Raw genomic sequence first — 25966 nt, forward strand, 5'->3', positions numbered from 1 at the left:
GCTAGCCTGGTGACGCTCTGCCGCAACCGGTTTCATGGAAAAGTGCGAACTTAATCACTCCTAAAAAAGAGGGGGTACGGCGACATTTCGTTGCCGGGCGAAGCATCGCGTTGGGCGCTGCATAACACTGGCGAGACGGAACAGTAGAGGGAGTGACCTATGATCGCAGTGTTATTTGAAGCGGATATTGCGCCTGGCGAGCAGCCGCGCTATTTACAGCTTGCCGCAGAGTTGAAGCCGCAGCTGGCGGAGATTGACGGCTTTATCACCATCGAGCGCTTTCAGAGCCTGAGCACGGAGGGGAAGATTTTGTCCCTCTCCTGGTGGCGCGATGAGGCAGCGGTGATCGCCTGGAAGCAAAACATCCTGCACCAGGCCGCGCAAGCAGAAGGGCAGCGCACCATCTTTTCGTTCTACCGCATTCGCGTCGCGCAGGTGCTTCGCGACTACACCTCGACCGACAGGAGAGCCTGATATGTACGATCTTCACGTGGTGCTGGATAACGCGCCCGGCGCGCTGGCGGCGCTTGGCGAAACGCTGGGTCGCAATGGCGTCGGCCTTGAGGGCGGCGGCGTGTTTACCGTCAACGCGCAGTGCCATGCTCACTTTCTGGTGGAAGAGGGGGAGCGCGCAGGGCAGGTGTTGAAGGCCGCAGGCTTTACGCTGCAAAGCGTGCGAAAGCCGCTTATCCGCAAATTGAAGCAGGAGAGGCCGGGCGAGCTGGGTGCAATTGCGCGCGCGCTGGCAAACGCCGGGATCAACATTGAGGTGCAGTACAGCGATCACGATAATCGCTTGATCCTGCTCACCGATAATGATCCACTGGCGCACGAGGTGACACAACATTGGGACGTATCGAAAGTATGAGTTTACCTGCCGACAATTCACCGCCAGTGCTGGAAACAGCCCTTGCCGCCATCGCCAGCGCCATGGCGGAGCCGTCGCGCGCGCGGATGCTCTGTGCGCTGATGGATGGGCGGGCGTGGACCGCAACGGAACTCTGCGCAGTGGTTGATATCGCCGCGTCAACGGCCAGCGCGCACTTAACTAAGTTGCTAAACAGTGGGCTATTGGTCTGCGTCTCACAGGGGCGACATCGCTACTACCGGCTGGCGGGCAGCGATGTCGCCGGGCTGCTGGAAAATATGATGGGTGTCTCGATGCGCGGCGCCAAAGCGCCCGTCACCCGCACGCCGCTGGCGCTACGCCGGGCGCGTACCTGTTACGATCACCTCGCCGGTGAGATCGCCGTTGGCATTTACAGCGTGATGCAGCGAGATGGGTGGATCACCGACGCGGGTGATGCGGTAACCGAAACCGGCAGGCGCGAGCTTGCAAAACTCGGCGTAGCGCTCGACCCGAACACCCGTCGCAAACCTTGTAGCGCTTGCCTCGACTGGAGCGAGCGCCGCTTTCATCTCGGCGGCGATGCCGGCGCCGCGCTGCTTGTCGCCTTCGAACAGCGCGGCTGGCTGCAGCGCACGCCGGGCTACCGCGAAGTGACGATTACCGAAGAGGGAAGAAGCGCACTGTTTAGGGTGTTTGGTGTGCAAGGATGAGAAGAAAAATGTCGGTACGCTTGTGAAATAACCAACGATATCTTGCTTACATAGCTTGCAGGCTATAATTTTTTCCCATAGCAAAAAAGCTATGAGGGAACGGGGTTTTAACGAGAAGCGGTTTTATAAAGAGATGATTAAAATTGCCGACGCAGAGTTCAGCAAGCATATGCGAAATAAGGAGTTATTATGGCAACCTTAGACGAACTATTAGCTAAACGAAGCCCTGAAAGTCTGGCGCGCATTGAAGAGCGGGTTGATGAGTTGCGTCGCAGCATTGTGTTAAGCCAGCTTCGTGAAGAGTTGAACATTTCCCAGACCGAGCTTGCCAGCCTGATGGGGGTGAAGCAGCCAACGCTTGCCAAAATAGAGCAGCCGGGCAACGATCCGCGTCTCTCAACCCTTAAACGCTACGTTGCGGCGCTGGGCGGCGAGTTAACCATTGATATTACGTTGCCCACCGGTAAACGGGTGGCATTTCAGATCTGAGGCTGCCGCGCTATACCGCATATGGCTTCCCGGTGGACTGTTGCAACATATCCAGCCACCAACCACGATGCTGGCCTTGGCTTTAACCGCCTCGAATGCCCCATCCGCGCCCAAAGTCGTCGCGTGTGTAGGCCGGATAAGGCAAAGCCGCCATCCGGCATGGCAGCAGATTGCTGCCTGATGGCGCTGCGCTTATCAGGCCTACGCAACCCAAATCGTCTGTAGGCCGGATAAGGCATATCCCTCTCTTTGGTGTGCAAAGCGCTGCGCAGTAAGGTTATGTCTCGTTTTAAAGCAAGGAAGGCTCAATGCGTATCAGTGGCGTGACAACATTACTCGTAATCCTTTTTCTCAGCGCACCCGCGATAGCGGAGCCCAAACAGCAAGCCTCTGAGCTGGTGAAAAAATACACGCTGTCAGAGGATGCGGATAAACCTGCCGTGTTAGAGGATTTCGACAAGCTCGCGCGCAAAAATTCCGAAAACGTGAATGTTATTCGCAGTTATACCAGCCTGCTTGCTTCCAGAGGCGACTATCAGAAATCGCTCACTTATCTTGAGCCTGTTAACAGATCTAACGCTAATCCATCATTATTGCTGCAAGAGTGCATGCTCAAAGAGCGTCTGGGTAAAAAAGAGGATGCGTGCTATCAACGTGTAATCAGCGAATCGGAAAGTAATCATATTGAAAATACGGATTATCTGATGGCGCTGTTTTTTACCAACGACGATAAATTTCTGGCGGTTAAGCAGCGTTTATTAACAAAAAATCCGGCGCTAAGTGATGATTTCACTCTCTTCTCACAGGATAAACGCAGTGTTCTGATGGCGATTTACCCGTAAGAGAATAAATATGAGCTCAGCCACTGGGCCCAAAATTAGTTATCACTAAATATTTCTGTATTACCGTTATTATCCCGAACGGCAAAGCCTACAGAGAATATGCGTGAAGAGGGGATTATCGCTTTCTCTCTTTTTTCGTCTGAGTCGAGGTAGACGGTGAAGTTATAGAAGTACCCTTTTTCAAACTTATAGCCATAAGTCGGCATGCAACTGTCAGAGCTGGCCGCTGTATCGTTGATATCATATTTTTCAAGCGCATTTTGCGGATTCCCGACTTCTAAGATTTTGACAATCGCCACTTTTTCATCGCCTTCGGGTTGAACAAGAACACAAACATTATTCGCGACGGTAACAGCCTTAGCCCGTAGCTGCGGAGGCTGTGGGTTCTGATGGCAGGCTGCAAGCGATAATACTAACAGGCTTACTAACACCATTTTTTTCATCGGCTATTACCTTTGGTTTAAAAAGTGTGAAAGAACATATTCGTATTCTGGCAGGACAGTCTTATTTGTTACACCCCTGAAATTGATAAGGCGTACGTTTTTAATCCATCTGGAATACCCTAGTTTTCGAAGCAACTAATAATCAGCAATGATGGATGCTTGCTGTTCCATCGTATAGTGATGGAGCAACCTCTTACCATCAAGGCGGTACGTGTAATCAGCAACTCCGCTAAAAAGGCCGCTCAACCTTACCCACATACCTTTCTGGTGCTGCCAGACATGAGCCATTTCATGTATGAAAGTATGCTGAGATTCATCATTTCCTCGTGAGAAGTCGGATAAATAACCCTCTTTTCGAAACCACAGCTCTCCATTGGGGGCCATTGCATAAGCAGGATCTTGTAATCCGAATGGAAAGTAACTGTCACAATGTACTTTTACGTCGTTATAAAAAATTGAATTGCCATATATAGAGCGTGCCAGCACAATTTCCCCACATGTTAACGCTCTTTCAAAGCCTTCCCTGGTTTCCATCTTTATACTCTCGGTTGTTACAAATTGCCTAAATAATCGCATTTTTTGTGCGGGTATGGTCAGAGTCAAAATCTCAAAGTATTCGATGAAAAAGTCGCAAAATTAAAAAAGCTCCTGCCTTTACAGAATCGCGCACCGTCACCTCCTTCCCGAAAACACCAACATCTTTAACAGCCCCCGAACGCCGCCCGTCGTCTTCGTAGGCCGGATAAGGCGCAGCCGCCATCCGGCAAGAAACCGCGCCCGCTCAGGGTAAAAATGGTCGTCCGATTTTCGGTTGTGCGTGTATGGCTCTAAACGTCAGACTCGGCTCAACAACAACACCGGAGACGACCATGACGTTCAATGACCTTCATCAACAACCTTGCCCTTTACTGTTAGCTAACGTCTGGGATGCAAGCAGTGCCCAGGCGGCGGAGCGGGCGGGCTATGCGGCATTAGGCACTTCAAGTGCCGCTATCGCCGCACAGTTCGGCTATGCCGATGGCGAAGCAATGCCCTTCGCACACCTGCTCTTTATAGTCGAGCGCATTCGCGCCGTAAGCGACTTACCATTAAGTGTCGATCTGGAAGCGGGTTATGGCCGCTCTGCCGAAGAGATTGCGCAAAATATCCAGCAGTTAATCGCACTGGGCGTGGTCGGTATCAATCTGGAAGATAGCCAGGTGGTCAACGGCAGACGATCTCTGGTTGATCCCCTACTTTTCGCGCGTCAGTTGCAAACCCTCGTCGGCCTGCTGCCCGCGGGTTTCTTTTTCAATATCCGTACCGATACCTTTCTGCTTGGGGGAGATGATACCCTGCAGGAAACGCTGCGGCGCGGCGAACTGTATGCGGACCACGGTGCAAATGGGTTGTTTGTGCCGGGGGTAAAACAGGACACGGATATCATCACCATTGCCGGACAGGTTGCGCTGCCGCTCAATGTGATGGCCTTACCAGGGCTGGCTGATATTGCTGCACTCTCACGCTGGGGTGTGCGGCGGATATCAACAGGAAATTTCCTGCATCAAGCGATACAGGCCCGGCTAAAAACGTTACTCTCAGGCATTCAGCGGAAGCAGGTTTTTGAGGAGATTTTCTGCGATGAAAATCAGTGATCCTGTTCAATGCGCGAACTGGTATCAGGCGCTGCTTGACCGCGCCTCGGAGTACACGGGCGTGTTCTTCGTCGGCGTGAAAACCACCGGTGTGTTCTGCATCTCTGTCTGCCGGGCGCGTAAGCCGAAGCGAGAGAATGTCGAATTTTATAGCGATATGAAATCGGCGCTGGATGCGGGTTTCCGGCCGTGCAAAGTGTGCCGACCAACAGAAAATGCCTGCTCTGCGCCAGACTTTATTGAGCAGGCGGTTACGCTGGTGCGTAATAACCTCAAATCCCGCATCAGTGATACGCAACTGCGTGAACGGAATATCAGTCCGGAGCGTGTCAGGCGCTGGTTTTTACAACACCACGGCATGACGTTTCAGGCTTTTCAGCGGATGATGCGCGTCAACGTTGCGTTGCAGGAGCTTAAAGGTGGTCGCAGCGCCACCGATGTGGCTTTCGACAGTGGGTATGAATCGCTGAGCGGGTTCGGTTACACCTATAAAAAACTCACCGGTGCCGCGCCGAGCGAAGGGCGGCAGACCATCATGATCCACCGCTTCACGACGCCGCTGGGTCCAATGTTTGTCTGCGCTACCGCGCGCGGGGTTTGCCTGCTTGAGTTTGTCGACAGACGTATGCTTGAAACCGAGTTCAGCGATCTGCAACGGTTGCTTAACGCCCGCATTCTCGCCGGAGAGAATGAGCATACGCGGCAGGCCGAAAAGGAGATAAGCGACTATTTTGCGGGTCATCGCCGCCATTTTGATATGGCATTAGATCTGCCGGGCAGCGCCTTTCAGCGCCTCGTCTGGCAAGGTTTGCAGGATGTGCCGTATGGTCATACAACGCACTATCAATGCCTTGCCGAGCGTATCGCTAAACCGCTGGCGGTGAGGGCGGTCGCGGCGGCGAATGGTGCCAACCGGGTGGCAATAGTCATCCCATGCCACCGTATTATCGGTAAAAATGGCACCATGACCGGCTATGGCGGCGGCATTGCCCGCAAAAAGTGGTTAATTGAGCATGAGGCGCGCCACGCGCTTAACCTGGCCGGATAGCGCAAGGCGCATCAACCTCTTACGAATGCTCCGTTATCGCCTGCGCGGCGCAGATCAGCGCCAGATGGCTCAACCCCTGCGGCAGGTTGCCGCTCCATTTTCCGGTGCGCACGTCGAACATCTCGTTGAAGGTTTCGACGTTGCCTTTATCGCATATGCACTCAAGGATCTCCTCCATCGCTGTTTTCGCGCAGTCGATTTCACCCATTGCCGCCCACGCTTCCGCCAGCCAGAACGAACAGGCGACAAAGGTGTTTTCCTCCTCCTGCACGCCGCTGTAACGGTAGGTCATGGCGCAGCCGTCGCCCAACTCTTCGCGGATGGCGCGGTAGGTGGATAACATGCGCTGCGGATTAACGCTGTTGCCATAGCGGTGCACCAGCGCCAGCGACGCGTCGAGGCGATCCTCGCTTTGCGGATAAAAGAGGTAGGCCTGTTTGCGCTCAGACCAGCAGTGCTCCTCAACCCAGTCACGAATGCGGTCGCGTTCGCGCTCCCAGCGGCCTACCCAGGTCGGCTCAATATGCTTCTCGCGCGCCATCTCGACCGCGCGGTCGAGGGCCAGCCAGCAGGCCATTTTGGAGTGGGTATAGTGCTGGTGCTCGGGCAGTTCCCAGATGCCGCAATCCTTTTGCCGCCAGTGATCGGCGCAGCAGTTCGCCAGCTCGCCCAGTAAACGTGACGTGCGCAGATCCAGCACATGTCCGGCGTTAACAAACAGCTGCGCCGTCGCCAGCATGTCGCCATACATACTCAGTTGCAGCTGATCGCGGGCGTTATTGCCGACGCGCACCGGGCGCGAATCTTTATAGCCCCGCAGCGGCGGATAGGTCTCGGCGGGCACCGCTTCGCCCTCCAGCGTATAGCAAGCATGGAGCTGCACACCGTGGCGAATAATCGTTTTTGATAACCATGAGAAGGCGGCTTTGCACTCCTCCAGCGCGCCGAGAAAGGCGAAGGCTTTAATGATCAGGCAGGCATCGCGCACCCAGGCATAGCGGTAGTCATAATTTTTCTCTTTGCCGACCCCTTCCGGGATCGACGTCGTTGCCGCTGCGGCAAGGGCACCGGTCGGCGAATACCAGAGAAACTTCAGCGCCAGCGCCGAACGCCCGACATGATTTTCATACGCCCCGCGGTAGCTGAGGCTTTTTGACCAGTCGACCCACGCGGTGTGGCTGGTCTCAATCCGCTCATCAATCGCCGCGAGATCCGGCACCGCCAGCGGCTCCTTCTCCGTCACCAGCAGCGCCACCAGCGTGCGGCTCTCGGGCGAGGTGGTAAAGGCGCCGTGGATCTGCTCATCATCAACATCGACGATCGCCACATCCTCGCTGGTGCGCAGCATCGCCATCAGATCGGCAATATGGTAGACGTTGCCGTGAGCTGTCTCATTAAGCCACGGCGAGCAGGTTTCTGCCCGCGTGCCAAAGCGCAGGGAGAGCTTCATTTTCACCTCTCCCTCAATTCCTTCAACGCGCCGCGCCAGTTCGCTCCACGGCAGGCGGCCCGCCAGCGTGCTGTTAATCGATTCGGTGATGAGCACTTTGCCGCTGTCGGTGGTAAAGGTGGTTTCCAGCACGTTGCTGTCATCGCGATAGCGCCGCGTCACGCTGTAGGGCGCATCTGGCTCAAGCTGAAAAAAACCGCCGATATCGGGGTCGAGCAGGCGGTCAAACAGCGGGGCCGAATCAAGATTGGGCGCGCACCACCAGTCAATCGAGCCATCCGGCGCAATCAGCGCCACGGAGCGGCCTTCGCCGATAGCCGCATAATCGCCCGCCTCGACAAAGCCATTTTCCCGCACGGGAGAGGTGTATTGCGCGTTCTTCACGGTCTGTTGTGTCCTGTTGAGAGGAGGGGAGAAACGGACGTGGCCGCCGGGCGGCGACCACGAGATGCAGGATTGTGGCAATCCTTACAATGTGCCGGTACCCCCGTCGGAGCACCATACCTGGCCGGAGCTGTAGCTGCTTTCCGGCGACGCCATCGTGACGTACAGCGGCGCAATCTCAACCGGCTGGCCTGGGCGTTTCAGCGGTGCGCTGGCACCAAACTGCTGCACTTTCTCCTGCGGCTGACCGCCACTTGATTGCAGCGGTGTCCAGTAAGGACCCGGTGCAACGGCATTGACGCGAATCCCTTTCTCGCCCAGCTGCTGCGCCAGGGATTTGGTAAAGGCGACAATCGAGGCTTTGGTCTGCGCGTAATCAAGCAGGATCGGGCTTGGCTGGTAGGCCTGCACCGAAGAGGTGTTGATAATGCTCGCGCCTTCCGGCAGGTGTTTCACCGCCGCTTTAGTGATCCAGAACATCGCGTAGACGTTGGTCTTAAAGGTGGCGTCGAAATCTTCCGTCGACAGGGTGAGGATCGATTCGTTGAACTGCTGGCGACCGGCGTTGTTAACCAGAATATCCAGCCCGCCAAGGCCTTTAACGGCTTCCTCTACCAGCTGCTGGCAGAAGGCTTCGGAGCGGATATCGCCCGGAATGGCAATCGCTTTGCGGCCTTCCGCTTCAATCAGTTTGATCACTTCTGCCGCATCGGACTCCTCTTCCGGCAGATAGTTAATCGCCACGTCGGCCCCTTCACGGGCATAGGCGATGGCGACAGCGCGACCAATACCAGAGTCACCCCCGGTGATCAGCGCTTTACGTCCGGTCAAACGGCCAGAACCGCGATAGCTGGTTTCGCCATGATCCGGCACCGGGATCATCTTGCTGGCAAGGCCAGGCGGCGTTTGCGGTTGCTCGGCAAAAGGAGGGGTCGGGTAGTGCGGCGCTAAAGGTCGTTTAGTGTTTTGCTCTGCCATGCTTGCTCCTTAAACGTTATGTAGACACGTGTTTAAACCTGGCATAGATGTGAGCGTTGTCACGTTACGGGCAGGAAAACCAGGAATATGTGAAATAAAACGGCAGCGAAAAGCGGTGTTTTCGCTGCCGTCAGGATCAGTCGAGATCCGCGCCGTTGCTGGCGATCACCTTCTTATACCACCAGAAGGATTTCTTGCGGCTGCGCGCCAGCGTGCCGTTGCCCTGGTCATCGCGGTCGACATAGACAAAGCCGTAGCGTTTGCTCATCTCACCGGTGGAGGCCGCCACCAGATCGATGCAGCCCCAGCTGGTATAACCCATCACCGGAATGCCATCTTCAATCGCATCGCCCATCGCGCGGATATGTTCGCGCAGGTAGCTAATGCGGTAATCGTCGTTGATCTCGCCGTTGGCATCGACCTCATCTTTCGCCCCCAGCCCGTTCTCCACCAAAAAGAGCGGCTTCTGATAGCGGTCATACATCATGTTCATGGTGATGCGCAGGCCAAGGGGATCGATGCCCCAGCCCCATTCGCTCACCTCAACATGCGGGTTGCGCAGGGATTTGACGATATTCGCCGCGCTGGTGTTGGCGGCATTCATCTCTGCCGAGGCGCAGCGCGAGGCGTAGTAGCTAAAGGAGACAAAATCGACGGTGTTTTTCAGGATGTCGTCATCGCCTGCTTCTTTAACAATCTGCACCCCTTTTTCGCGGAATACGCGGGCGGAGTAGGCCGGGTAGCTGCCGCGCGCCTGCACATCGATAAAGAAGAGGTTTTCGCGATCCTTCTCCAGCGCCGTCCAGACATCGGCCGGTTTGCAGGAGTAGGGGTAGAAGTTACCGCCCGCCAGCATGCAGCCCACCTGGTTTTGCGGGTTCACCTCATGGGCGATTTTGGTCGCCAGCGCGCTGGCAATCAGCTCATGGTGCGCGGCCTGGTACTTCACCTGATCCTGGTTTTCACCCTCTTCGAACACCAGCCCGGCACCGGAGAAGGGGCTGTGCAGCATGATGTTGATTTCGTTGAAGGTAAGCCAGTACTTCACCAGCCCGTCGAAGGCTTCAAAACAGGTGCGCGCATAGCGGGTGAAAAACTCCACCATTTTGCGGTTGCGCCAGGATCCATACTCCGTCACCAGGTGCATCGGCACATCGAAGTGGCACAGCGTCACCAGCGGTTCGATATTGTACTTTTTGCACTCGGCAAACACCGCGCGATAGAAGGCGATCCCCTCTTCATTCGGCGTTAATTCGTCGCCTTTCGGGTAGAGACGGCTCCAGGCAATCGAGGTGCGGAACACCGTAAAGCCCATCTCCGCCATCAGCGCAATATCCTCTTTGTAGCGATGGTAAAAATCGATCGCCTCATGGCTGGGATAGTACTCATCGTCGCGCAGGGCAAAGCGCTTCTCCTGCCCCAGTTTCACCGCCAGACGGTTCGCGCCGTGCGGGATCATATCGACGGTGGTCAGCCCCTTGCCGCCCTCCAGATATCCCCCTTCCGACTGGTTGGCGGCCAGTGCGCCGCCCCATAAAAATCCTTGCGGAAAAACAGCCATGCGTTACCTCGCTCTATTAATCAGGCTTGTGCTTCTTTTACCGTTACCGGCTGCGCCATCGGTGCGTTTTTCTCCGCTTCGACCGGAATATCCTCAAAGCCGAGCAGCAGCGTCAGCACAAACGACAGCACTACCGCCAGCGCCATCACGCCAAACACCCAGACAATGGTCATCGGGTTTGCCGGATCGAAGAACTGCACGCTGGTAAATAACCCCGGTGCCGCCATCGAGTGGCTGGCGAGCCCGGCGATACCGGCGACCGCGCCGCAGATAAAGCCGCTGATGAGGCTGGCGATCAGCGGGCGTTTCAGGCGAACCGCCACGCCGTAGAGCGCCGGTTCGGAGATGCCGGCGAGGATCGCCGAGGCCGCCGCCGCCATCGCCGTCTGGCGCAGTTCCGGGTTTTTCGTTTTCCATGCCACCGCCAGCGACGAGCCGCCAAGGGAGAGGTTCGCACCGATTTCCGACGGCATCACCATCCCCTCTTTGCCCGTCTCGGCAATGGTCTGAATGATAGTGGGTGTAAAGACGCGGTGCATACCGGTCATTACCAGCAGCGGCCACAGCGCGCCCATAATGGCAACGGAGAGCCAGCCGAGATAGCCGTGAATGGTGTAAACCAGCGCGGAGATGGCGCTACCGATCCAGATGCCGAGCGGGCCAATCAACACAATCGCCAGCGGCGCGGCAATCAGCACAATCAGCATCGGCTTGAGGAAGTTTTTCGTTACCGCCGGGGTGATGCGATCGACCCAGCGCTCAATGTAGGAGAGGCACCAGGTCATCACCAGCGCCGGGATCACCGTGTAGGTATATTTCACCGCGGTCACCGGGATCAGCGCGAACTCGACGTGCTCGCCCTGTGCCGCTTTCGCCATCAGCTCAATAAAGCTCGGGTGCACCAGCACACCGGCGATGGCGATCGCCAGCGACATGTTGGTTTTGAATTTTACCGCCGCCGAGGCAGCGACCATCAGCGGCAGGAAGAAGAAGGCCCCGTCGCCAATCACCGTCAGGATGGTCAGGGTAGAGGAGCCTTTGGGCAGTGCGCCGGACATCTCCAGCACCATCGCCAGCAGTTTGACCATCGAGCCGCCGATAATCGCCGGGATCAGTGGAGACATGGTGCCAATCAGCGCATCGAGAATGCCCGCGCCGATGCGGCGCAAGGTGAGTTTTTGTTTGGTCTGCGTCTCGACGGGCTGCATATCCTGCGGCAGCAGGCTGACCACTTCACGAAACGCCTGCGAAACCGTATTACCGATAATCACCTGGCACTGGTTGTCGTTGCGTACCACGCCCATCACGCCGCTGATGCTTTTCAGCGTCGCGCTGTCGATGCGCGTTTCATCTTTCACCACGAAGCGCAGGCGCGTCATGCAGTGCGTTACGGCGGCAATGTTATCGACACCGCCCAGCGCATCTACCACCGAGTGGGCAAGCGCCGCATAGTTCTTAGCCATTGTTTTTTTATCCTGTTTAATCAATAGGGTAATGACTTATCGCACGCCCAGGCGGCGATGAAACATGAAATAGGTAACCGGTTCCACAAAATCATGATGAGTTTATGTGAGGGAAACAAGACCTAAAAATAAGCACTTTTTCAAAGCGTGACCGAGATCACCGGATAATCACAAACGCGCGCTTTTTGCCGGATGGTTAACTGTTTCAATACGCCTCGTGGCTGAAGTACACTTCGCCACAGGACATTTGCAGGAGCAGGACAGATGGCGACAATGCAGGAGGTGGCGAAGCGGGCAGGGGTGTCGAAAGCCACGGTTTCACGCGTATTGACGGGTAAAGGCTATGTCAGCGAAGAGACAAAAAACCGCGTCTTTCAGGCGATTAGCGAGAGCGGCTACCGGCCAAACTTACTGGCGCGCAGCCTTGCCAGCAGCACCACCCAGACGCTGGGATTAGTGGTTACCAACACCCTTTACCACGGCGTCTACTTCAGCGAACTGCTCTCTCACGCGGCGCGCATGACCGAAGACAAAGGGCGTCAGCTGCTGCTGGCAGATGGCAAACACAGCGCCGAAGAGGAGCGTCAGGCGATTCAGTACCTGCTCGATCTGCGCTGCGACGCCGTCATCATCTACCCGCGTTTTCTCAGCGTCGACGAGCTGGATGCGATTATCGACAGCCACCCTCGGCCGATTGTGGTGCTCAACCGCCGCCTGCGCAAAAACCTCAGCCACTGCGTCTTTTGCGATCAGCACGCCGCCAGCCAGCAGGCAGTCTCGGCGCTGATTGCGCGCGGCCATCGCGATATTGCGCTGATTACTGGCTCGCTCGATTCACCCACCGGCATTGAGCGTTTATCCGGTTACAAAGACGCGCTGCAACAGCAGGGCATTGCGGTGCGTAACGAATTGATTGTCGAAGGGAAATGGACACCGCAAAGCGGAGCAAGCGGCGTGCGTGAACTGCTGGATCGCAAGGTCTCCTTCAGTGCGCTGGTGGCGAGCAACGATGATATGGCGGTAGGTGCCATCAAGCAGTTGCATGACAGCGGCATTGCCATACCCGGCCAGGTTTCGGTAGTGGGCTTTGATGATATCGCCATGGCACCCTTCACCGTGCCAGCGCTCTCCAGCGTCAAAATCCCGGTTACCGGCATGATCAAAGAGACCATCAATCGCCTGATATTTATGCTCGATGGCGGCGACTTTACCCTGCAATCCACCTTTCCCGGCGAGTTGATCCTGCGCGACTCTATCACCAGCGGCCCCTGCGCCTGAGGTGTCAGCCGTCATCGACACTTCTGTCGATGACAGCGCTGCGCTTTTACTAACATCATTAAATTCAGCCACTTAAAAAGTGGCACGCTTTATGAATACTTCAGCGGGACAAGGCTCTTAGCTGGAGAAAATGATGAACCGATTTATTATGGCCGACGCCGCAAAATGCATTGGCTGCCGCACGTGTGAGGTGGCCTGCGTGGTCTCCCATCAGGCGGATCGCGATTGCGCGGCGCTCACCCCGGAAACCTTCCTGCCGCGTATTCACGTGGTGAAAGGCGTCAATGTGTCGACGGCAACCATGTGTCGTCAGTGCGAAGACGCGCCCTGCGCCAATGTCTGCCCGAACGGCGCCATCCGCCGCGACGAAGGTTTTGTGCATGTGATGCAGGAGCGCTGCATCGGCTGCAAAACCTGCGTGGTGGCCTGCCCCTATGGCGCGATGGAAGTGGTTGTGCGTCCGGTTATTCGCCACAGCGGCGCGGGCCTCAACGTGCGGGCGGAAAAAGCTGAAGCCAACAAGTGCGATCTCTGCCACCACAGCGAGAGCGGCCCGGCCTGCATTCAGGCCTGCCCGACCAAGGCGCTGGTCTGCATCGATCGTAATGTGCTGGAGCAGATGAGCGCGGATAAACGGCGTCGCGCCGCGCTCGACAGCTCGCTCTCCATTACCTTCTAACCCCTTTACTTTCACTTTTAACAGGTCTGTTACTGATGAAGAAGATCACAAGTGTTTGCCCATACTGCGGCGCGGGCTGCAAGCTGAAACTGGTTGTTGATGACGGAAAAATCATCCGCGCGGAAGCCGCCGACGGCCATACCAACCAGAATGAACTCTGCCTGAAAGGCTACTACGGCTGGGATTTCCTTAACGACACCAAACTGCTCACCCCGCGCCTGACGCAACCGATGATCCGCTATCAGAAAGGGGGCAAGCTTACCCCGGTCAGCTGGGATGAAGCGATCCGCTACACCGCAAAACGCCTTAGCGAAATCAAAGCCCAGTTCGGCCCGCGCGCCATTATGACGACTGGTTCATCACGCGGGACGGGGAACGAAACTAACTATGTGATGCAGAAATTCGCCCGTGGCGTGCTTAACACCAACAACGTCGACTGCTGCGCCCGCGTCTGCCACGGCCCCTCTGTTGCCGGGTTGCAGGAGACCCTCGGCAACGGCGCGATGAGCAACTCCATCAGCGATATTGAAAACTCCCGCTGCCTGCTGATTTTTGGCTACAACTGCGCCGATTCACACCCGATCGTGGCGCGAAGAGTGATTAAAGCGCGGCAAAATGGTGCGAAAATTATCGTCTGCGATCCGCGTCGGATCGAGACCGCGCGCATCGCCGACCAGCATCTGCAACTGAAAAACGGCTGCAATATGGCACTGGTCAACGCCTTCGGTTATGTGCTGCTCGAAGAGGAGCTGTATGACAAAGATTATGTCGCCAGCTTTACTACCGGGCTGGATGCCTACCGCGAAACGGTAAAAGAGTACGCGCCGGAAGCGGTGGAACACCTTACCGGCGTGCCGGCGAAACAGGTACGCCAGGCGATGCGCACCTTTGCCGCCGCGCCGTCCGCCACCATTATGTGGGGCATGGGCGTGACGCAGTTTGGTCAGGCGGTTGATGTGGTGAAAGGATTATCGAGCCTCGCGCTGCTCACCGGCAACCTCGGCCGCGAGCATGTCGGCGTCGGCCCGGTGCGCGGGCAAAACAATGTGCAGGGCGCGTGCGATATGGGCGTCATCCCGAACCAGTTCCCCGGTTATCAGGATGTGGTTGACCCGCAGGTGCGGGCGAAATTCGCCGCTGCCTGGGGGATCGATCCGGCGGTAATGGATGATCAGGTGGGCGTGCGCATTACCGAAGTGCCGCACCTGGCGCTGGAGGGCAAAGTGAAAGCCTACTACATCATGGGCGAGGATCCGCTGCAGACCGAAGCGGACCTGGGCCTGGTGCGCAAAGGCTTTGAGGCTCTCGACTTTATCGTGGTGCAGGACATCTTTATGACCAAAACCGCCGAGCAGGCGGACGTGCTGCTGCCCGCCACCTCGTGGGGTGAACATGGCGGCGTCTTTACCTGCGCCGACCGCGGTTTCCAGCGCTTCGAAAAAGCGATTGAGCCGACCTATAACGTCAAACGTGACTGGGAGATTATCAGCCTGATCGCCACCGAGATGGGCTACCCGATGCACTACGACAACAATCAGCAGATTTGGGATGAACTGCGCGAACTCTGCCCGCTCTTTTACGGCGTCACCTACGAGAAGATGGGCGATATGGGCCATGTTCAGTGGCCCTGCCCGACGCTCGATCATCCCGGCACGCCTTACCTTTACCACGACAACAAGTTTGATACGCCGGATGGCAAAGGCCACCTCTTCGCCGCGCCGTGGCGCGCGCCCGCCGAGCGCCCGGACAGTGAATTCCCGCTGGTGCTCTGTACCGTGCGCGAAGTAGGGCACTACTCCTGCCGCTCAATGACCGGCAACTGCGCGGCGCTGCAAACCCTCGCCGATGAGCCGGGCTTTATGCAGATCAACCCGCAGGATGCCGATGCGCTGGGGATCCGTGACCGCCAGCTGGTGTGGGTAGAGTCGCGTCGCGGGAAGGTGATCACCCGCGCGGATGTCAGCGAGCGCATCAACCAGGGCAGCGTCTATATGACTTACCAGTGGTGGATCGGTGCCTGTAACGAGCTGACGCAGGATAATCTCGACCCGATATCGAAAACGCCGGAGACCAAATATTGCGCGGTACGGGTGAGTGCGATCAACGATCAATCCTGGGCCGAAGCGTACACTCAGCGCACCTATCAACAGATGAAGACGCGCCTGCGCGATGCGGCGCTGCAATGATGATATGAGCCAAAGCCCTGGGGTTTGCTTACGCGTTTACGGAAAAGTGCAGGGGGTGGGCTTCCGCCCCTTTGTCTGGCAACTGGCGCAGCAGTTGGCGCTGAACGGCGATGTCTGTAACGACGCGCAGGGCGTAGAGATACGTCTCGCTGGCGACGCGCAGGCCTTTCTCCGTCTTCTGCACCAGCGCTGTCCGCCGCTGGCGCGCATCGATCGCGTTGAGCAGCACCCCTTTCACTGGCCTGTATTACCGCAGGCCTTCACCATCCGCGACAGCGCGGGCGGGGCAATGGATACGCAGATTGTTCCCGATGCCGCAACCTGCCCTGATTGCCTGGCGGAGATGTTCGACCCCGCCGGGCGCCGTTACCGTTACCCCTTTATCAACTGCACCCACTGCGGACCGCGTTTCACCATTATTCACGCCATGCCCTATGACCGCCCATTGACGGTTATGGCGGCATTTCCCCTCTGCCCGGAGTGCGAAGCGGAGTATCGCAATCCGCTGGACAGGCGTTTTCATGCCCAGCCGGTGGCCTGTGCTGAATGCGGGCCGCAACTGAGCTGGCATGATGCGAGCTACCGGGCTGCGGGCGAAGAGGCGTTGCAGATGGCGGTGGCGCTGATCAAAAGCGGCGGCGTGGTGGCGGTGAAAGGCATCGGCGGCTTTCATCTGGTCTGCGATGCGGGCAACGAGGCCGCCGTGCGCTACCTGCGCGCGCGAAAACAGCGCCCGAGCAAGCCGCTGGCGGTAATGCTGGCGTCAAGCGACGGGCTCTCCCCTGAAGCGCAGCGCCTGCTGGCCACGCCTGCGGCGCCGATTGTGCTGGTGGAGAGCGCAAGCGTCAGCGGCCTCTGTGAGGCCATTGCCCCTGGGCTTGATGAAATTGGCGTGATGCTGCCTTCAAATCCGGTGCAGCATCTGCTGGCGCAGGCGTTGCAGCGCCCGCTGGTGATGACCTCCGGCAACCTCAGCGGCAAACCGCCCGCACTCACCAACGCTGCCGCGCAGGCCGAGCTGGCGTCGATAGTCGACGGTTTCCTGCTGCATAATCGCGACATTGTGCAGCGTATGGATGACTCCGTGGTGCGGGCGAGCGGCGAGATGCTGCGTCGCGCGAGGGGCTATGTGCCCGATGCGCTGCCGCTGCCGCCGGGCTTTCGTGATATTCCGCCGCTGCTCTGCCTCGGCGCGCAGATGAAAAACACCTTCTGCCTGCTGCGCGGCGAAAGTGCCGTGCCGGGGCAACATTTCGGCGATTTAACCGATGATGGCGTCGAGGCGCAGTGGCAAAACGCGCTACGCCTGATGCAGCAAATCTACAATTTCACGCCGCAGCAGGTGGTGGTGGACGCGCATCCGGCCTATCGCACTCGCGCATGGGCGGATCGTTCGGGATTACCGGTTCACACCGTGCTGCATCACCACGCTCACGCGGCCGCCTGCCTGGGTGAGCATGGCTGGCCGCTCGACGGCGGGGATGTGATTGCCATAACCCTGGATGGTATCGGGATGGGCGAGGGCGGTGCGCTGTGGGGCGGGGAGTGTTTGCGGGTCAACTACCGCGACTGCGAGCACCTCGGCGGCCTGCCGTCGGTGGCGCTGCCGGGGGGCGATCTCGCCGCGCGTCAGCCGTGGCGCAACTTGCTGGCGCAGATGCTGGCCTTCGTTGAGAGGTGGCAGGCGTACCCGGAAACGGCGCTTATCCAGCAGCAGAACTGGCCAGTGCTGGAGCGAGCAATTGCGCGCGGCATCAACGCGCCGCTGGCCTCATCCTGCGGGCGGCTATTTGACGCGGTGGCCTGCGCGCTCGGCTGTGCGCCAGAGCAGCTTAGCTATGAGGGGGAGGCCGCCTGCCAGCTGGAAGCGCTGGCGGCAAAAGCGGAAAACCTTGAGCACTCGGTGAAGATGCCGCTTCTAGGGAACCGGCTCGATCTGGCGACCTTCTGGCAGACGTGGCTGTGCTGGCAGGCGGCACCCTCCGCGCGGGCGTGGGCATTCCACGACGCGCTGGCGCGCGGCTTTGCCGGGCTTGCGCGCGGGCAGGCCTGCAAGCGCGGCATTACAACGCTGGTGTTCAGCGGCGGCGTGCTGCATAACCGCCTGCTGAAAGCCCGCTTACAGCACTACCTGGCCGATTTTACGCTGCTTTTTCCCTACCAGCTTCCGGCCGGGGATGGCGGCATCGCCTTCGGCCAGGGGCTGGTGGCGGCCGCGCGGGCTATTGCCCCAGCGCCTTCAGCAGCGCAAAGGCCTCTTTCATGCGATCTTCACTGACCACAAACGCGCGCAGCTTGTCGGAGTCGTCGACCCCTTTTGCCACCATGCCTGCGGCATCGGTAGCGATGTACCAGCGCAGGTCGGCGCGCGAGGTTTCACCTGCCAGATGCAGCTGCATCAGCGGCGTTTTCACCTTCACCAGCATCGGCGGCAGCGTCAGTTGCGACGGGCTGCCGGTGAGGTTTTTCGCCAGCGTCATGGCGCTGAGCTGGATCGGTTGCAGGAAGGGCAGCACCTGACCATTAATTTCGGCGCAGTCGCCCAGCGCGAAGATATGCGGATGGCTGGTTTGCAGCGTGGCGTCGACGACAATTCCGCGGCGGGTCTCCAGCCCGGCGGCCTGCGCCAGCGCGGTGTGCGGCACCAGGCCGGTGACGGCAACCACCACATCGGCATCGACAATGCGCTCATCATCCAGACGCGCCCGCACGCCGCTCTCCTGAGCCTCAAGCCGTGCCAGCTTAGCGGCGAGCAGCAGGCGCACGCCGCTTGCCGTCAGGCAGTGTTGCAGACGTGCGCTCACCTCCGGCGGCATCAGCGCCGGAAGGATGCTGGCGGCGTTATCCAGCAGGGTGACGGTCTTGCCCGCGCGCTGAAAATCCATCGCTAACTCACAGCCAATCAGCCCGGCACCGACAATCAGCACCCGCTTTGCCGCCCGCAGTTGCTCTTCGCAGGTGTGATACTCCTGCAAACTGTTAAGGGTCAGCATCATTTCGCACCCCGGCAGCGGCGGCACAAAGGCTTTCGCCCCGGTCGCCAGAACTAACTTATCGTACGGCCAGCTTCTGTCGGCGCTTTTCACCACCTGCGCGTGGGGAACGATGGCGGTGACAAAGGTGTAGGGGAAAAGGCGCACGTTGAACTGCTCGGCGAAGTCGCCCGCCGTCTGGCGGATCAGATCTTCGGCGCGCTGCGCCTGGCTTATCACATGGCTCAGCTCAGGCTTGCTGTACTCTTCCATACCGTCTGCGGCAATCAGCGTCAGCGGTACGTGGCTGTCCAGCTTGCGGATATTTTTCACCAGCGTGCGGGCGGCGAAGCCTGAGCCGATAATCACAATCCCGGCGCTCATTTTGCCTCCACTGCCAGTTCGTCAAATACCTCTTTACCCAGCGAACACTCCGGGCAGAGGAAGGAGCCCGGCACCTCAGACCACGGCGTACCCGGCGCGACATCCTGCATCGGCTCGCCTGTTTTGGGGTCATAAATCCACTGGCAGACGCTACATTGCATACGCGGGCCGAGATCGGCAGTTGATTCTGCGCAGCCGCAGGCAGCTTGCACGGCGGGCTGGCTGAGCGGTTCCGGCAGCGGAGCGAGCGCCCACTGGCGGGCAATGTCGCGCCCGTGCTGGCGGCAGATCTCCAGCGCATCGACATCGGGTCGCCATTTCGCTTTCAGGCTGAGGGACATCTCAAACCCGGCATCCTGCAAACGCGTCGAGAGGCGATCAACCGCGCCGCCGCTCCAGCCGTGGGAGCCGAAAGCGCTGGCGCGCTTATTGCGAAAACGCAGGCCGGTGATCTCCTCCACCAGCCCGGCAATCTTCGGCATCATCACGTTGTTCATCGTCGACGTGCCGACCAGCACCCCTTTTGAGCGGAAAACATTGGTGAGCACGTCGTTTTTATCGCTGCGCGCCACGTTAAAGATTTTCACCGCCACGCGCGGATCGACTTCGGTAATTCCCTGGGCGATGGCGTCGGCCATCATGCGGGTGTTGTTTGACATGGTGTCGTAGAAAATGGTGATGCGATCTTCCTGATAATCCGCCGCCCATTTCAGGTACAACTCAACGATCTGCGTCGGGTTATCGCGCCACACTACGCCGTGGGAGGTGGCAATCATCTCTACCGGCAGATTAAAACCGAGGATCTCGGTAATTTTCGGTGTTACCAGTCGGCTAAAGGGGGTGAGGATATTGGCGTAATAGCGCTGGCACTGTTCAAACAGCTCGGCCTGATCCACCTCATCATTGAACAGATGCTCGTCGCAGTAGTGCTGGCCGAAGGCGTCATTGCTGAACAGCACCGCGTCGCCGGTCAGGTAGGTCATCATGCTGTCGGGCCAGTGCAGCATTGGCGTTTCGACAAAGATTAGCTGTTTGCCGTTGCCGATATCCAACGTATCGCCGGTTTTCACCACATGGAAATTCCATTCAGGGTGGTGATGGTGGCCGTTAATCGAGTCGATAGCGTTATGGGTACAGTAGATCGGCGTATCGGGGATATGCGACATCAGCTCCGTCAGCGCGCCAGCGTGATCCTCTTCAGCGTGGTTAATGACGATGTAGTCGATCATTGCCAGATCGATTTCCCCGCGCAGGTTCTGCACGAACTCGCGGCTGAATTTGTGATCGACGGTATCAATCAGCACGTTTTTGCCCTCGCGGATCAGGTAGCTGTTATAGCTGCTGCCCTTCAGCGTTTTGTATTCGGTGCCGTGAAAATCACGAACTTCCCAGTCGCGTTGTCCAACCCAGTGAATATTGTTTTTTACATGAATCGCCATGATCGTAGTCCTGTGCAGTTTCTCAATGTGATACATGGCTATATCAAGAGGCATGCCAGATTTTTATCATTTTGATATTGATATGTTTTTTTAAAATAATCGAAAATTATAATGTCATTATGACTATGATAAATGCAGTCAATATGACACTATGTATTGTCAAAATGACAGTGGGGTCAGAATGCGTTTTTCTCTGAATGTGCTGGCGGGTATCGCCATTGAACTGCAAAGCGGGATCGGTCACGCGGATCGTTTCCAGCGGCTGATTACCACCCTGCGTCAGGTGCTGGCGTGCGATGCCTCGGCGCTGCTGCGCTACGAGGCGCGGCAGTTTATTCCGCTGGCGATCGACGGCCTGGCGCAGGATGTGCTCGGGCGTCGCTTTACCCTTGAAGGCCACCCGCGGCTGGAAGCGATTGCCCGCGCCGGGGATGTGGTGCGCTTTCCTGCCGACAGCGATCTGCCCGATCCCTACGATGGGCTGATCCCCGGCCAGGAGAAACTCAAAGTGCACGCCTGCGTCGGCCTGCCGCTGTTTGCCGGGCAAAACCTGATTGGCGCGCTGACTCTCGACGGCATGTCGCCGGATCAGTTTGACGCCTTCAGTGATGAGGAGCTGCGGCTGGTTGCCGCGCTGGCGGCAGGCGCGCTCAATAACGCATTGCTGATTGAGGAGCTGGAGCGGCAGAACATGCTGCCCGGTGCGCCCGCGGCGTTTGAGCAGGTCGCGCGCAGCGAGATGATCGGCCTGTCGCCAGGGATGGTGCAGCTGAAAAAAGAGATCGCCATCGTTGCGCCTTCGGATCTCAACGTGCTGATCGGCGGCGAAACTGGCACTGGTAAAGAGCTGGTGGCGAAGGCAATCCACGAAGCCTCGCCGCGCGCCGACAAGCCGCTGGTCTACCTTAACTGCGCCGCGCTGCCGGAGAGTGTCGCCGAGAGCGAACTTTTCGGTCATGTGAAAGGGGCCTTTACCGGAGCCATCAGCAACCGCAGCGGCAAGTTCGAAATGGCCGATAACGGCACGCTGTTTCTCGATGAGATTGGCGAGCTTTCGCTGGCGCTACAGGCGAAGCTGCTCCGCGTGTTGCAGTATGGCGATATTCAGCGCGTCGGCGATGACCGCAGCCAGCGTGTTGATGTGCGGGTGCTGGCTGCTACCAACCGCGATCTGCGTGAAGAGGTGGTTGCCGGACGGTTTCGCGCCGACCTCTATCACCGCCTGAGCGTCTTTCCGTTACAGGTGCCGCCGCTGCGCGAGCGGGGCGAGGATGTGGTGCTACTGGCGGGCTATTTTTGCGAGCAGTGCCGCCTGCGTTTTGGTCTCGGGCGCGTGGCGCTAAGCCCCGCTGCGCGCGGGCATTTGCAGCGTTACGGCTGGCCGGGGAACGTGCGCGAGCTGGAGCATGCCATCCACCGGGCGGTGGTGCTGGCGTGCGGCACCCAGCATGCCGGGGATATCGTGCTGGAAGCGCATCACTTTGCCCTGAGCGATGAGCCTGCACCGCCGGCAAAGCCGGTAAGCGTGCCGTTAAGCGGGCAAAACCTGCGCGAAGCGACGGAGGCGTTCCAGCGCACACTTATCTCTCGCGCGCTTGAGGAGAGTGGCGGCAAGTGGGCCGCCTGCGCCAGAGCGCTGGAGATGGACGTCGCCAACCTGCACCGGCTGGCGAAGCGTCTTGGGCTCAAGGACTAGAGAATTCCGGCCTGGTAAAAGTCCTGCAGGTTGATGGCACCGACCAGTTCACCTGCATCATCTACCACCGGCGCGGCGGCGATTTTGCGCTGCATCAGGCGCTCTTTGGCATCCACTGCGCGGCTACTGGCGTCAAGGGTAATGCCGCCCGGCGTCATCGCCTCGCTGACCGCCGCGGTTAAGGCACCGCCCGCCACCAGCCAGCGGCGCAGGTCGCCATCCGTAAACACCCCATGCACGTGATGCCCGGCGTCGCAGACTGCCACCAGGCCCAGCCCGGTGCGGCTCAGCTCCAGCATCGCGTCCATCACGCTGCTGGTCAGCATCACCTGCGGCACCTGATCTGCTTTGCGCATCAGATGATGCACTTTGTTCAGCAGCCGTGCGCCCAGCGCGCCCGCCGGATGCGAGCGGGCAAAATCCTCTTCGTCAAAGCCGCGCGCCTGCATGACTGCAATTGCCAGCGCATCGCCCATCATCAGCGTGTTGACGGTGCTGGAAGTGGGGGCAAGATGCATCGGGCAGGCTTCGCGCTCAACGGCAATATCAAGCACCGCGTGGGCAGCGAGCGCCAGCGGCGAGCGCGATTTACCGGTCATCGCCAGCAGCGTGACGGCTTTCTCGTCAAGACGCGGCAGGATCAGATCCAGCTCTTTTGCCGAACCGGAGTAGGAGATAAACAGCATCACGTCGCGGCTCTCGATCATGCCGAGATCGCCGTGCAGCGCCTCTGCCGGGTGGACAAAAAAGGCCGGGGTGCCGGTGCTGGCGAAGGTGGCGGCAATCTTCTTGCCGATATGCCCGGACTTACCGATCCCGGAAACAATCACTTTGCCCTGGCAGTTCAGCACCGTTTCAGCGGCGCGGACAAAATCGTCGCCAAGGCGCTCCGGCAGGCGGCTTGCTTCCTGTAGCTCCAGCAGCAGAGCCTGGCGGGCGGCGTTAATAAAAGCGTCACGCATTTTCTTCTCCGGCAATAATCACATCGATTCCTTTCTCTTCCAGCGCGGCGCGAACGTCCGGCGGGATCCCGGCGTCGGTAATCAGCTTATCGACGCTCTCAAGGCTACAGACAATATTGGGGCTTTTACGGCCAAACTTGGAGGAGTCTGCCATCAGGATCACCTCGCGGGCGGCATTGCACATCGCTTTGCTGACGGTGAAGACCTCATTAAAGGTGGTCACCCCGGCGTTAAGATCGATGCCGTCGGTGCCCATAAACAGCTTGTCGAAGCTGAACTGCTCAAAGGCGTTCTCCGCCAGCTGGCCGTGGAAGGAGGCCGATTTTTTGCGGAATGTGCCGCCGGGCATCAGGATGGTCTGTTCGTTATCCAGCTCTGAAAGGGCGTTGACGATATGCAGGCTGTTGGTCATCACGGTGATGTTATTGAAGTGGCTGAGCAGCGGCACCATTTGCAGCACCGTGCTGCCCGCGTCGAGGATGATCGAGTCGCCGTCGTGGATGTAGCCAACGGCTGCTTCGGCAATCAGACCCTTTTGCACGGTGTTGATCAACGTTTTGTGATCGATGGGCGGATCGGCCTCGTCTTTATTGAGCACCACCCCGCCGTAGGTGCGGATCACCGCGCCGGACTGCTCCAGCGCGACCAGATCTTTGCGGATGGTTGTGCCGGTGGTATCAAAGTGGTGTGCCAGCTCTTCAACAGAACACTTTCCCTGCTTCTGCAGATGCTCAAGAATTGCCGCCTGACGCTGACGTGGTTTCATAGGCGAAGATATCCTGCGTTACGTTGCGAAATGATAATTTCGCAAGCTAATAGCGTTCACAACGAAATTATCCATGTTTCATTTTAAGCGCCAATGATAGAGCATTCTGACAGCCCGGATCATGGGGAAAGATCACATCGGGCTCTAATTCCTCTCTTTTTACGCCGATTAAGCGCTCAATTTTGCTCGGGCGGGCAAAAACCGTCAGGCCGCGCATCAGTAACGTGTCGCTGACGCGATCGTGTTGATCGAAGGCCACCGCCAGCACTACGCGCGGTTTAAAGCGCCCGCCCGAGCGACCAACGCCGACGCGCCCGCGCTGGCAGAGCGAGTCAAAAGCTTTGTTGAACTGGCGGATTTGCCAGCCGCCAAGCGCCAGCTGGCTGAGCCAGGCGATAATGGCGAGAGTGATAAGGGATGAAACCATCGGTGTCTCCTTTATAAATCGCTGAACCCGTAGGCCTGATAAGCGCAGCGCCATCAGGCGTAGGTGTGGGCTGTTTGCCGGATGGCGGCTGACGCCTTATCCGGCCTACAAAACCCAGGCCTACAAGAACCGCAGCGCCATCAGGCGTTGGGGGCGAATCAGAACATCACCTGACCGCCGGTGACGTTGATTGACTGGCCGGTACAGTAGGAGGCTTTCGGGCTGGCGTAGAACATCAGCACGTTCAGCACATCCTGATAATCGCAGCCGCGCTTCAGCGGCACTTTATCAACGTAATGCTGCTCCACTTCCTCTGCCGGAATGCCAAGCTTGCTGGCATATTGCGGGATCAGCGACTGGAACATTGGCGACTTCAGCAGGTTGCCGAGCATCAATGAGTGCACGGTAATGCCATACTCCGCCAGATCCAGCGCCAGGGATTGCGTTAGCCCTACGCCGCCGAACTTCGCCGCGCTGTAGCCGGAGTTGTGCTTGCTGCCCACTTTGCCGGACTTGGAGTTGATCTGGATAATGCGCCCCTGAATGCCATCGCGGATCATCAATTTGGCAAACTCGCGGGCACAAAGGAAATAGCCCACCAGGTTAACCTGCAGCGAGCGGTCAAAATCCCCCAGCGCAAAGTCGCTGATAAACGCCGCTTTGGCGATCCCGGCGCTATAGACCAGCAGATCGGCGCGGCCAAAAATCTCATCAACGCCGCGCGCCAGCGCCAGCACGCTCTGCTCGCTGGTGGCGTCGGCACCAAAGCCATAGGCCATCCCTTCGCCATACTCGCTGTTAATTTCATTAGCGACCGTCGCCGCTTTATCACTCTGAATATCGACAACCGCCACGCGGTACCCTTCTGCGGCAAGCCCACGGCTGAGGAACGCCCCGAGGGTCTGTCCTCCACCAATGACAACGGCAACCTGTTTCATACTCTTCTCCTTAGACCTTAAGCGACAAATTTTAAAATGCAGCCCGGCGCGACAGCGTCCGGTACCGGACCGGCGACGTGCACCGTGCCCGGAAACTCCGCCTGCGTCTGTCCATCGAAACGCAGGGTGATATGACCCAGCTCACGCAAATTCTGCTCGGCGACCTCGCCGACGGCGGTGACGGGGTAGTGCTTTTCACCGAGCGTAAACTTTGCGCCCGGCAGCAGTGCGCCGCAGAGCGGGCCGTGGTTATGGATAAAACAGAACTCGGCGACATCGGCAGGTGCGCCCTCGCGGAAGGTGATCAGCATGTTGTCGCTGAGCGCCTCCGGTGCGCTTTCGCCAATTGCGGTTATGGTGGTTTGATAGATAACGGTCATGCATCAC

Annotated in this window: 25 protein-coding genes; 12 read left to right on the top strand and 13 right to left on the bottom strand. The window is 58.3% G+C overall.

The genetic code is table 11. The features are described from left to right. Positions 1–159: 159 nt before the first annotated feature. The 5 genes from ABIC80_RS17555 (at position 160) to ABIC80_RS17575 (ending at position 2891) form a co-directional block, all read left to right on the top strand. The gene (locus tag ABIC80_RS17555; protein ID WP_042714721.1) at positions 160–474 is read left to right on the top strand and encodes an antibiotic biosynthesis monooxygenase family protein; all 315 of its coding nucleotides are present in this window, start codon (positions 160–162) and stop codon (positions 472–474) included. A gap of 1 nt (position 475) precedes the next feature. Next, positions 476–868 carry an amino acid-binding protein gene (locus tag ABIC80_RS17560; RefSeq protein ID WP_094421828.1) on the top strand — a complete coding sequence of 131 codons (393 nt, stop codon included), beginning with the start codon at positions 476–478 and terminating at the stop codon, positions 866–868. Beyond that, a complete protein-coding gene (locus ABIC80_RS17565) occupies positions 865–1560 on the top strand; it encodes an ArsR/SmtB family transcription factor (protein WP_429178006.1) in 696 nt (231 codons plus the stop codon). Before ABIC80_RS17560 ends, ABIC80_RS17565 begins: the two co-directional genes overlap by 4 nt. Positions 1561–1749: 189 nt before the next feature. Next, positions 1750–2049, top strand: a complete 300-nt coding sequence (locus tag ABIC80_RS17570; protein ID WP_124967434.1) for a helix-turn-helix domain-containing protein — start codon at positions 1750–1752, stop codon at positions 2047–2049. Between the two features lie 308 nt (positions 2050–2357). Continuing rightward, complete coding sequence (locus ABIC80_RS17575; protein ID WP_429178008.1) at positions 2358–2891, top strand: hypothetical protein; 534 nt, start codon at positions 2358–2360, stop codon at positions 2889–2891. Between the two features lie 35 nt (positions 2892–2926). Here the strand turns inward: ABIC80_RS17575 and ABIC80_RS17580 are convergent, their stop codons facing one another. Both ABIC80_RS17580 and ABIC80_RS17585 read right to left on the bottom strand, forming a co-directional pair. After that, on the bottom strand, positions 2927–3334 hold the full coding sequence (locus tag ABIC80_RS17580) for a putative T6SS immunity periplasmic lipoprotein (protein ID WP_429178009.1): 408 nt from the start codon (positions 3332–3334) through the stop codon (positions 2927–2929). Positions 3335–3469: 135 nt separating this feature from the next. Then, positions 3470–3868: a type IV secretion protein Rhs gene (locus tag ABIC80_RS17585; protein ID WP_429178010.1), complete on the bottom strand. Its 399-nt coding sequence runs from the start codon at positions 3866–3868 to the stop codon at positions 3470–3472. Positions 3869–4203: 335 nt separating this feature from the next. Here ABIC80_RS17585 and ABIC80_RS17590 point away from each other — a divergent pair, with 335 nt between their 5' ends. Together ABIC80_RS17590 and ABIC80_RS17595 are read left to right on the top strand one after the other, a co-directional pair. Further along, on the top strand, positions 4204–4968 hold the full coding sequence (locus tag ABIC80_RS17590) for an isocitrate lyase/PEP mutase family protein (protein WP_429178012.1): 765 nt from the start codon (positions 4204–4206) through the stop codon (positions 4966–4968). Further along, positions 4955–6016, top strand: a complete 1062-nt coding sequence (locus tag ABIC80_RS17595) for a bifunctional transcriptional activator/DNA repair enzyme AdaA (protein WP_429178014.1) — start codon at positions 4955–4957, stop codon at positions 6014–6016. The genes ABIC80_RS17590 and ABIC80_RS17595 overlap by 14 nt, the downstream gene beginning before the upstream one ends. Before the next feature lie 19 nt (positions 6017–6035). Here the strand turns inward: ABIC80_RS17595 and ABIC80_RS17600 are convergent, their stop codons facing one another. From ABIC80_RS17600 to ascF, 4 genes are all read right to left on the bottom strand, one after another. Further along, entirely contained in the window at positions 6036–7850 is a 1815-nt protein-coding gene (locus ABIC80_RS17600; protein ID WP_429178016.1) for a glycoside hydrolase family 15 protein, read from the bottom strand. Between the two features lie 84 nt (positions 7851–7934). Next, positions 7935–8828, bottom strand: coding sequence for an SDR family oxidoreductase (locus tag ABIC80_RS17605; RefSeq protein WP_023480577.1), 894 nt, complete (start codon positions 8826–8828; stop codon positions 7935–7937). A gap of 136 nt (positions 8829–8964) precedes the next feature. Further along, a complete protein-coding gene (locus ABIC80_RS17610; protein WP_094421821.1) occupies positions 8965–10389 on the bottom strand; it encodes a 6-phospho-beta-glucosidase in 1425 nt (474 codons plus the stop codon). Positions 10390–10409: 20 nt separating this feature from the next. Continuing rightward, complete coding sequence (ascF, locus tag ABIC80_RS17615) at positions 10410–11852, bottom strand: PTS cellobiose/arbutin/salicin transporter subunit IIBC (protein WP_094421819.1); 1443 nt, start codon at positions 11850–11852, stop codon at positions 10410–10412. Between the two features lie 264 nt (positions 11853–12116). Here ascF and ABIC80_RS17620 point away from each other — a divergent pair, with 264 nt between their 5' ends. The 4 genes from ABIC80_RS17620 to hypF all read left to right on the top strand — a co-directional run bounded on the left by ABIC80_RS17620 (position 12117) and on the right by hypF (position 18273). Further along, positions 12117–13130 (top strand): LacI family DNA-binding transcriptional regulator, encoded by a 1014-nt coding sequence (locus ABIC80_RS17620; protein WP_429178018.1) that lies wholly within the window; start codon positions 12117–12119, stop codon positions 13128–13130. Between the two features lie 133 nt (positions 13131–13263). Beyond that, a complete protein-coding gene (gene hydN / locus ABIC80_RS17625) occupies positions 13264–13809 on the top strand; it encodes an electron transport protein HydN (RefSeq protein ID WP_023480526.1) in 546 nt (181 codons plus the stop codon). A 35-nt stretch (positions 13810–13844) separates the two neighbouring features. Continuing rightward, on the top strand, positions 13845–15995 hold the full coding sequence (fdhF, locus tag ABIC80_RS17630) for a formate dehydrogenase subunit alpha (RefSeq protein ID WP_263754070.1): 2151 nt from the start codon (positions 13845–13847) through the stop codon (positions 15993–15995). A gap of 4 nt (positions 15996–15999) precedes the next feature. Then, positions 16000–18273, top strand: a complete 2274-nt coding sequence (gene hypF, locus ABIC80_RS17635) for a carbamoyltransferase HypF (RefSeq protein ID WP_429178020.1) — start codon at positions 16000–16002, stop codon at positions 18271–18273. On the opposite strand, the gene norW is transcribed toward hypF, so the two are convergent. Together norW and norV are read right to left on the bottom strand one after the other, a co-directional pair. Next, positions 18218–19351 carry an NADH:flavorubredoxin reductase NorW gene (gene norW, locus ABIC80_RS17640; RefSeq protein WP_429178022.1) on the bottom strand — a complete coding sequence of 378 codons (1134 nt, stop codon included), beginning with the start codon at positions 19349–19351 and terminating at the stop codon, positions 18218–18220. The two genes, hypF and norW, sit on opposite strands and share 56 nt — an antisense overlap. After that, complete coding sequence (norV, locus tag ABIC80_RS17645) at positions 19348–20790, bottom strand: anaerobic nitric oxide reductase flavorubredoxin (RefSeq protein ID WP_429178024.1); 1443 nt, start codon at positions 20788–20790, stop codon at positions 19348–19350. Before norV ends, norW begins: the two co-directional genes overlap by 4 nt. Before the next feature lie 181 nt (positions 20791–20971). Here norV and norR point away from each other — a divergent pair, with 181 nt between their 5' ends. Further along, positions 20972–22486 carry a nitric oxide reductase transcriptional regulator NorR gene (norR, locus tag ABIC80_RS17650; protein ID WP_429178026.1) on the top strand — a complete coding sequence of 505 codons (1515 nt, stop codon included), beginning with the start codon at positions 20972–20974 and terminating at the stop codon, positions 22484–22486. On the opposite strand, the gene gutQ is transcribed toward norR, so the two are convergent. The 5 genes from gutQ to srlB form a co-directional block, all read right to left on the bottom strand. Then, positions 22483–23448, bottom strand: coding sequence for an arabinose-5-phosphate isomerase GutQ (gene gutQ, locus ABIC80_RS17655; protein WP_200581197.1), 966 nt, complete (start codon positions 23446–23448; stop codon positions 22483–22485). The genes norR and gutQ overlap by 4 nt on opposite strands. Then, a complete protein-coding gene (gene srlR, locus ABIC80_RS17660; RefSeq protein WP_042714694.1) occupies positions 23441–24214 on the bottom strand; it encodes a glucitol operon DNA-binding transcriptional repressor SrlR in 774 nt (257 codons plus the stop codon). Before srlR ends, gutQ begins: the two co-directional genes overlap by 8 nt. Before the next feature lie 67 nt (positions 24215–24281). After that, positions 24282–24641: a transcriptional regulator GutM gene (gutM, locus tag ABIC80_RS17665; RefSeq protein ID WP_242389157.1), complete on the bottom strand. Its 360-nt coding sequence runs from the start codon at positions 24639–24641 to the stop codon at positions 24282–24284. A gap of 158 nt (positions 24642–24799) precedes the next feature. Further along, a complete protein-coding gene (gene srlD, locus ABIC80_RS17670; RefSeq protein WP_054804638.1) occupies positions 24800–25579 on the bottom strand; it encodes a sorbitol-6-phosphate dehydrogenase in 780 nt (259 codons plus the stop codon). A 17-nt stretch (positions 25580–25596) separates the two neighbouring features. Further along, positions 25597–25959 (bottom strand): PTS glucitol/sorbitol transporter subunit IIA, encoded by a 363-nt coding sequence (srlB, locus tag ABIC80_RS17675; protein ID WP_242389156.1) that lies wholly within the window; start codon positions 25957–25959, stop codon positions 25597–25599. Positions 25960–25966 lie beyond the last annotated feature (7 nt).

This window comes from Kosakonia sp. 1610 (assembly GCF_050435845.1).
GTDB lineage: Bacteria > Pseudomonadota > Gammaproteobacteria > Enterobacterales > Enterobacteriaceae > Kosakonia > Kosakonia cowanii.

Coding starts and splice junctions, on each gene's coding strand:
- norR (WP_429178026.1), top strand. CDS start 20,972: ATGCGTTTTTCTCTGAATGTGCTGGCGGGTATCGCCATTGAACTGCAA.
- ABIC80_RS17590 (WP_429178012.1), top strand. CDS start 4,204: ATGACGTTCAATGACCTTCATCAACAACCTTGCCCTTTACTGTTAGCT.
- hydN (WP_023480526.1), top strand. CDS start 13,264: ATGAACCGATTTATTATGGCCGACGCCGCAAAATGCATTGGCTGCCGC.
- ABIC80_RS17560 (WP_094421828.1), top strand. CDS start 476: ATGTACGATCTTCACGTGGTGCTGGATAACGCGCCCGGCGCGCTGGCG.
- ABIC80_RS17595 (WP_429178014.1), top strand. CDS start 4,955: ATGAAAATCAGTGATCCTGTTCAATGCGCGAACTGGTATCAGGCGCTG.
- srlD (WP_054804638.1), bottom strand. CDS start 25,579: ATGAAACAGGTTGCCGTTGTCATTGGTGGAGGACAGACCCTCGGGGCG.
- ABIC80_RS17555 (WP_042714721.1), top strand. CDS start 160: ATGATCGCAGTGTTATTTGAAGCGGATATTGCGCCTGGCGAGCAGCCG.
- ABIC80_RS17575 (WP_429178008.1), top strand. CDS start 2,358: ATGCGTATCAGTGGCGTGACAACATTACTCGTAATCCTTTTTCTCAGC.
- ABIC80_RS17565 (WP_429178006.1), top strand. CDS start 865: ATGAGTTTACCTGCCGACAATTCACCGCCAGTGCTGGAAACAGCCCTT.
- ABIC80_RS17605 (WP_023480577.1), bottom strand. CDS start 8,828: ATGGCAGAGCAAAACACTAAACGACCTTTAGCGCCGCACTACCCGACC.
- srlB (WP_242389156.1), bottom strand. CDS start 25,959: ATGACCGTTATCTATCAAACCACCATAACCGCAATTGGCGAAAGCGCA.
- ABIC80_RS17570 (WP_124967434.1), top strand. CDS start 1,750: ATGGCAACCTTAGACGAACTATTAGCTAAACGAAGCCCTGAAAGTCTG.
- norV (WP_429178024.1), bottom strand. CDS start 20,790: ATGGCGATTCATGTAAAAAACAATATTCACTGGGTTGGACAACGCGAC.
- ABIC80_RS17610 (WP_094421821.1), bottom strand. CDS start 10,389: ATGGCTGTTTTTCCGCAAGGATTTTTATGGGGCGGCGCACTGGCCGCC.
- hypF (WP_429178020.1), top strand. CDS start 16,000: ATGAGCCAAAGCCCTGGGGTTTGCTTACGCGTTTACGGAAAAGTGCAG.
- ABIC80_RS17580 (WP_429178009.1), bottom strand. CDS start 3,334: ATGAAAAAAATGGTGTTAGTAAGCCTGTTAGTATTATCGCTTGCAGCC.
- ABIC80_RS17620 (WP_429178018.1), top strand. CDS start 12,117: ATGGCGACAATGCAGGAGGTGGCGAAGCGGGCAGGGGTGTCGAAAGCC.
- gutM (WP_242389157.1), bottom strand. CDS start 24,641: ATGGTTTCATCCCTTATCACTCTCGCCATTATCGCCTGGCTCAGCCAG.
- ascF (WP_094421819.1), bottom strand. CDS start 11,852: ATGGCTAAGAACTATGCGGCGCTTGCCCACTCGGTGGTAGATGCGCTG.
- ABIC80_RS17585 (WP_429178010.1), bottom strand. CDS start 3,868: ATGGAAACCAGGGAAGGCTTTGAAAGAGCGTTAACATGTGGGGAAATT.
- fdhF (WP_263754070.1), top strand. CDS start 13,845: ATGAAGAAGATCACAAGTGTTTGCCCATACTGCGGCGCGGGCTGCAAG.
- srlR (WP_042714694.1), bottom strand. CDS start 24,214: ATGAAACCACGTCAGCGTCAGGCGGCAATTCTTGAGCATCTGCAGAAG.
- gutQ (WP_200581197.1), bottom strand. CDS start 23,448: ATGCGTGACGCTTTTATTAACGCCGCCCGCCAGGCTCTGCTGCTGGAG.
- norW (WP_429178022.1), bottom strand. CDS start 19,351: ATGAGCGCCGGGATTGTGATTATCGGCTCAGGCTTCGCCGCCCGCACG.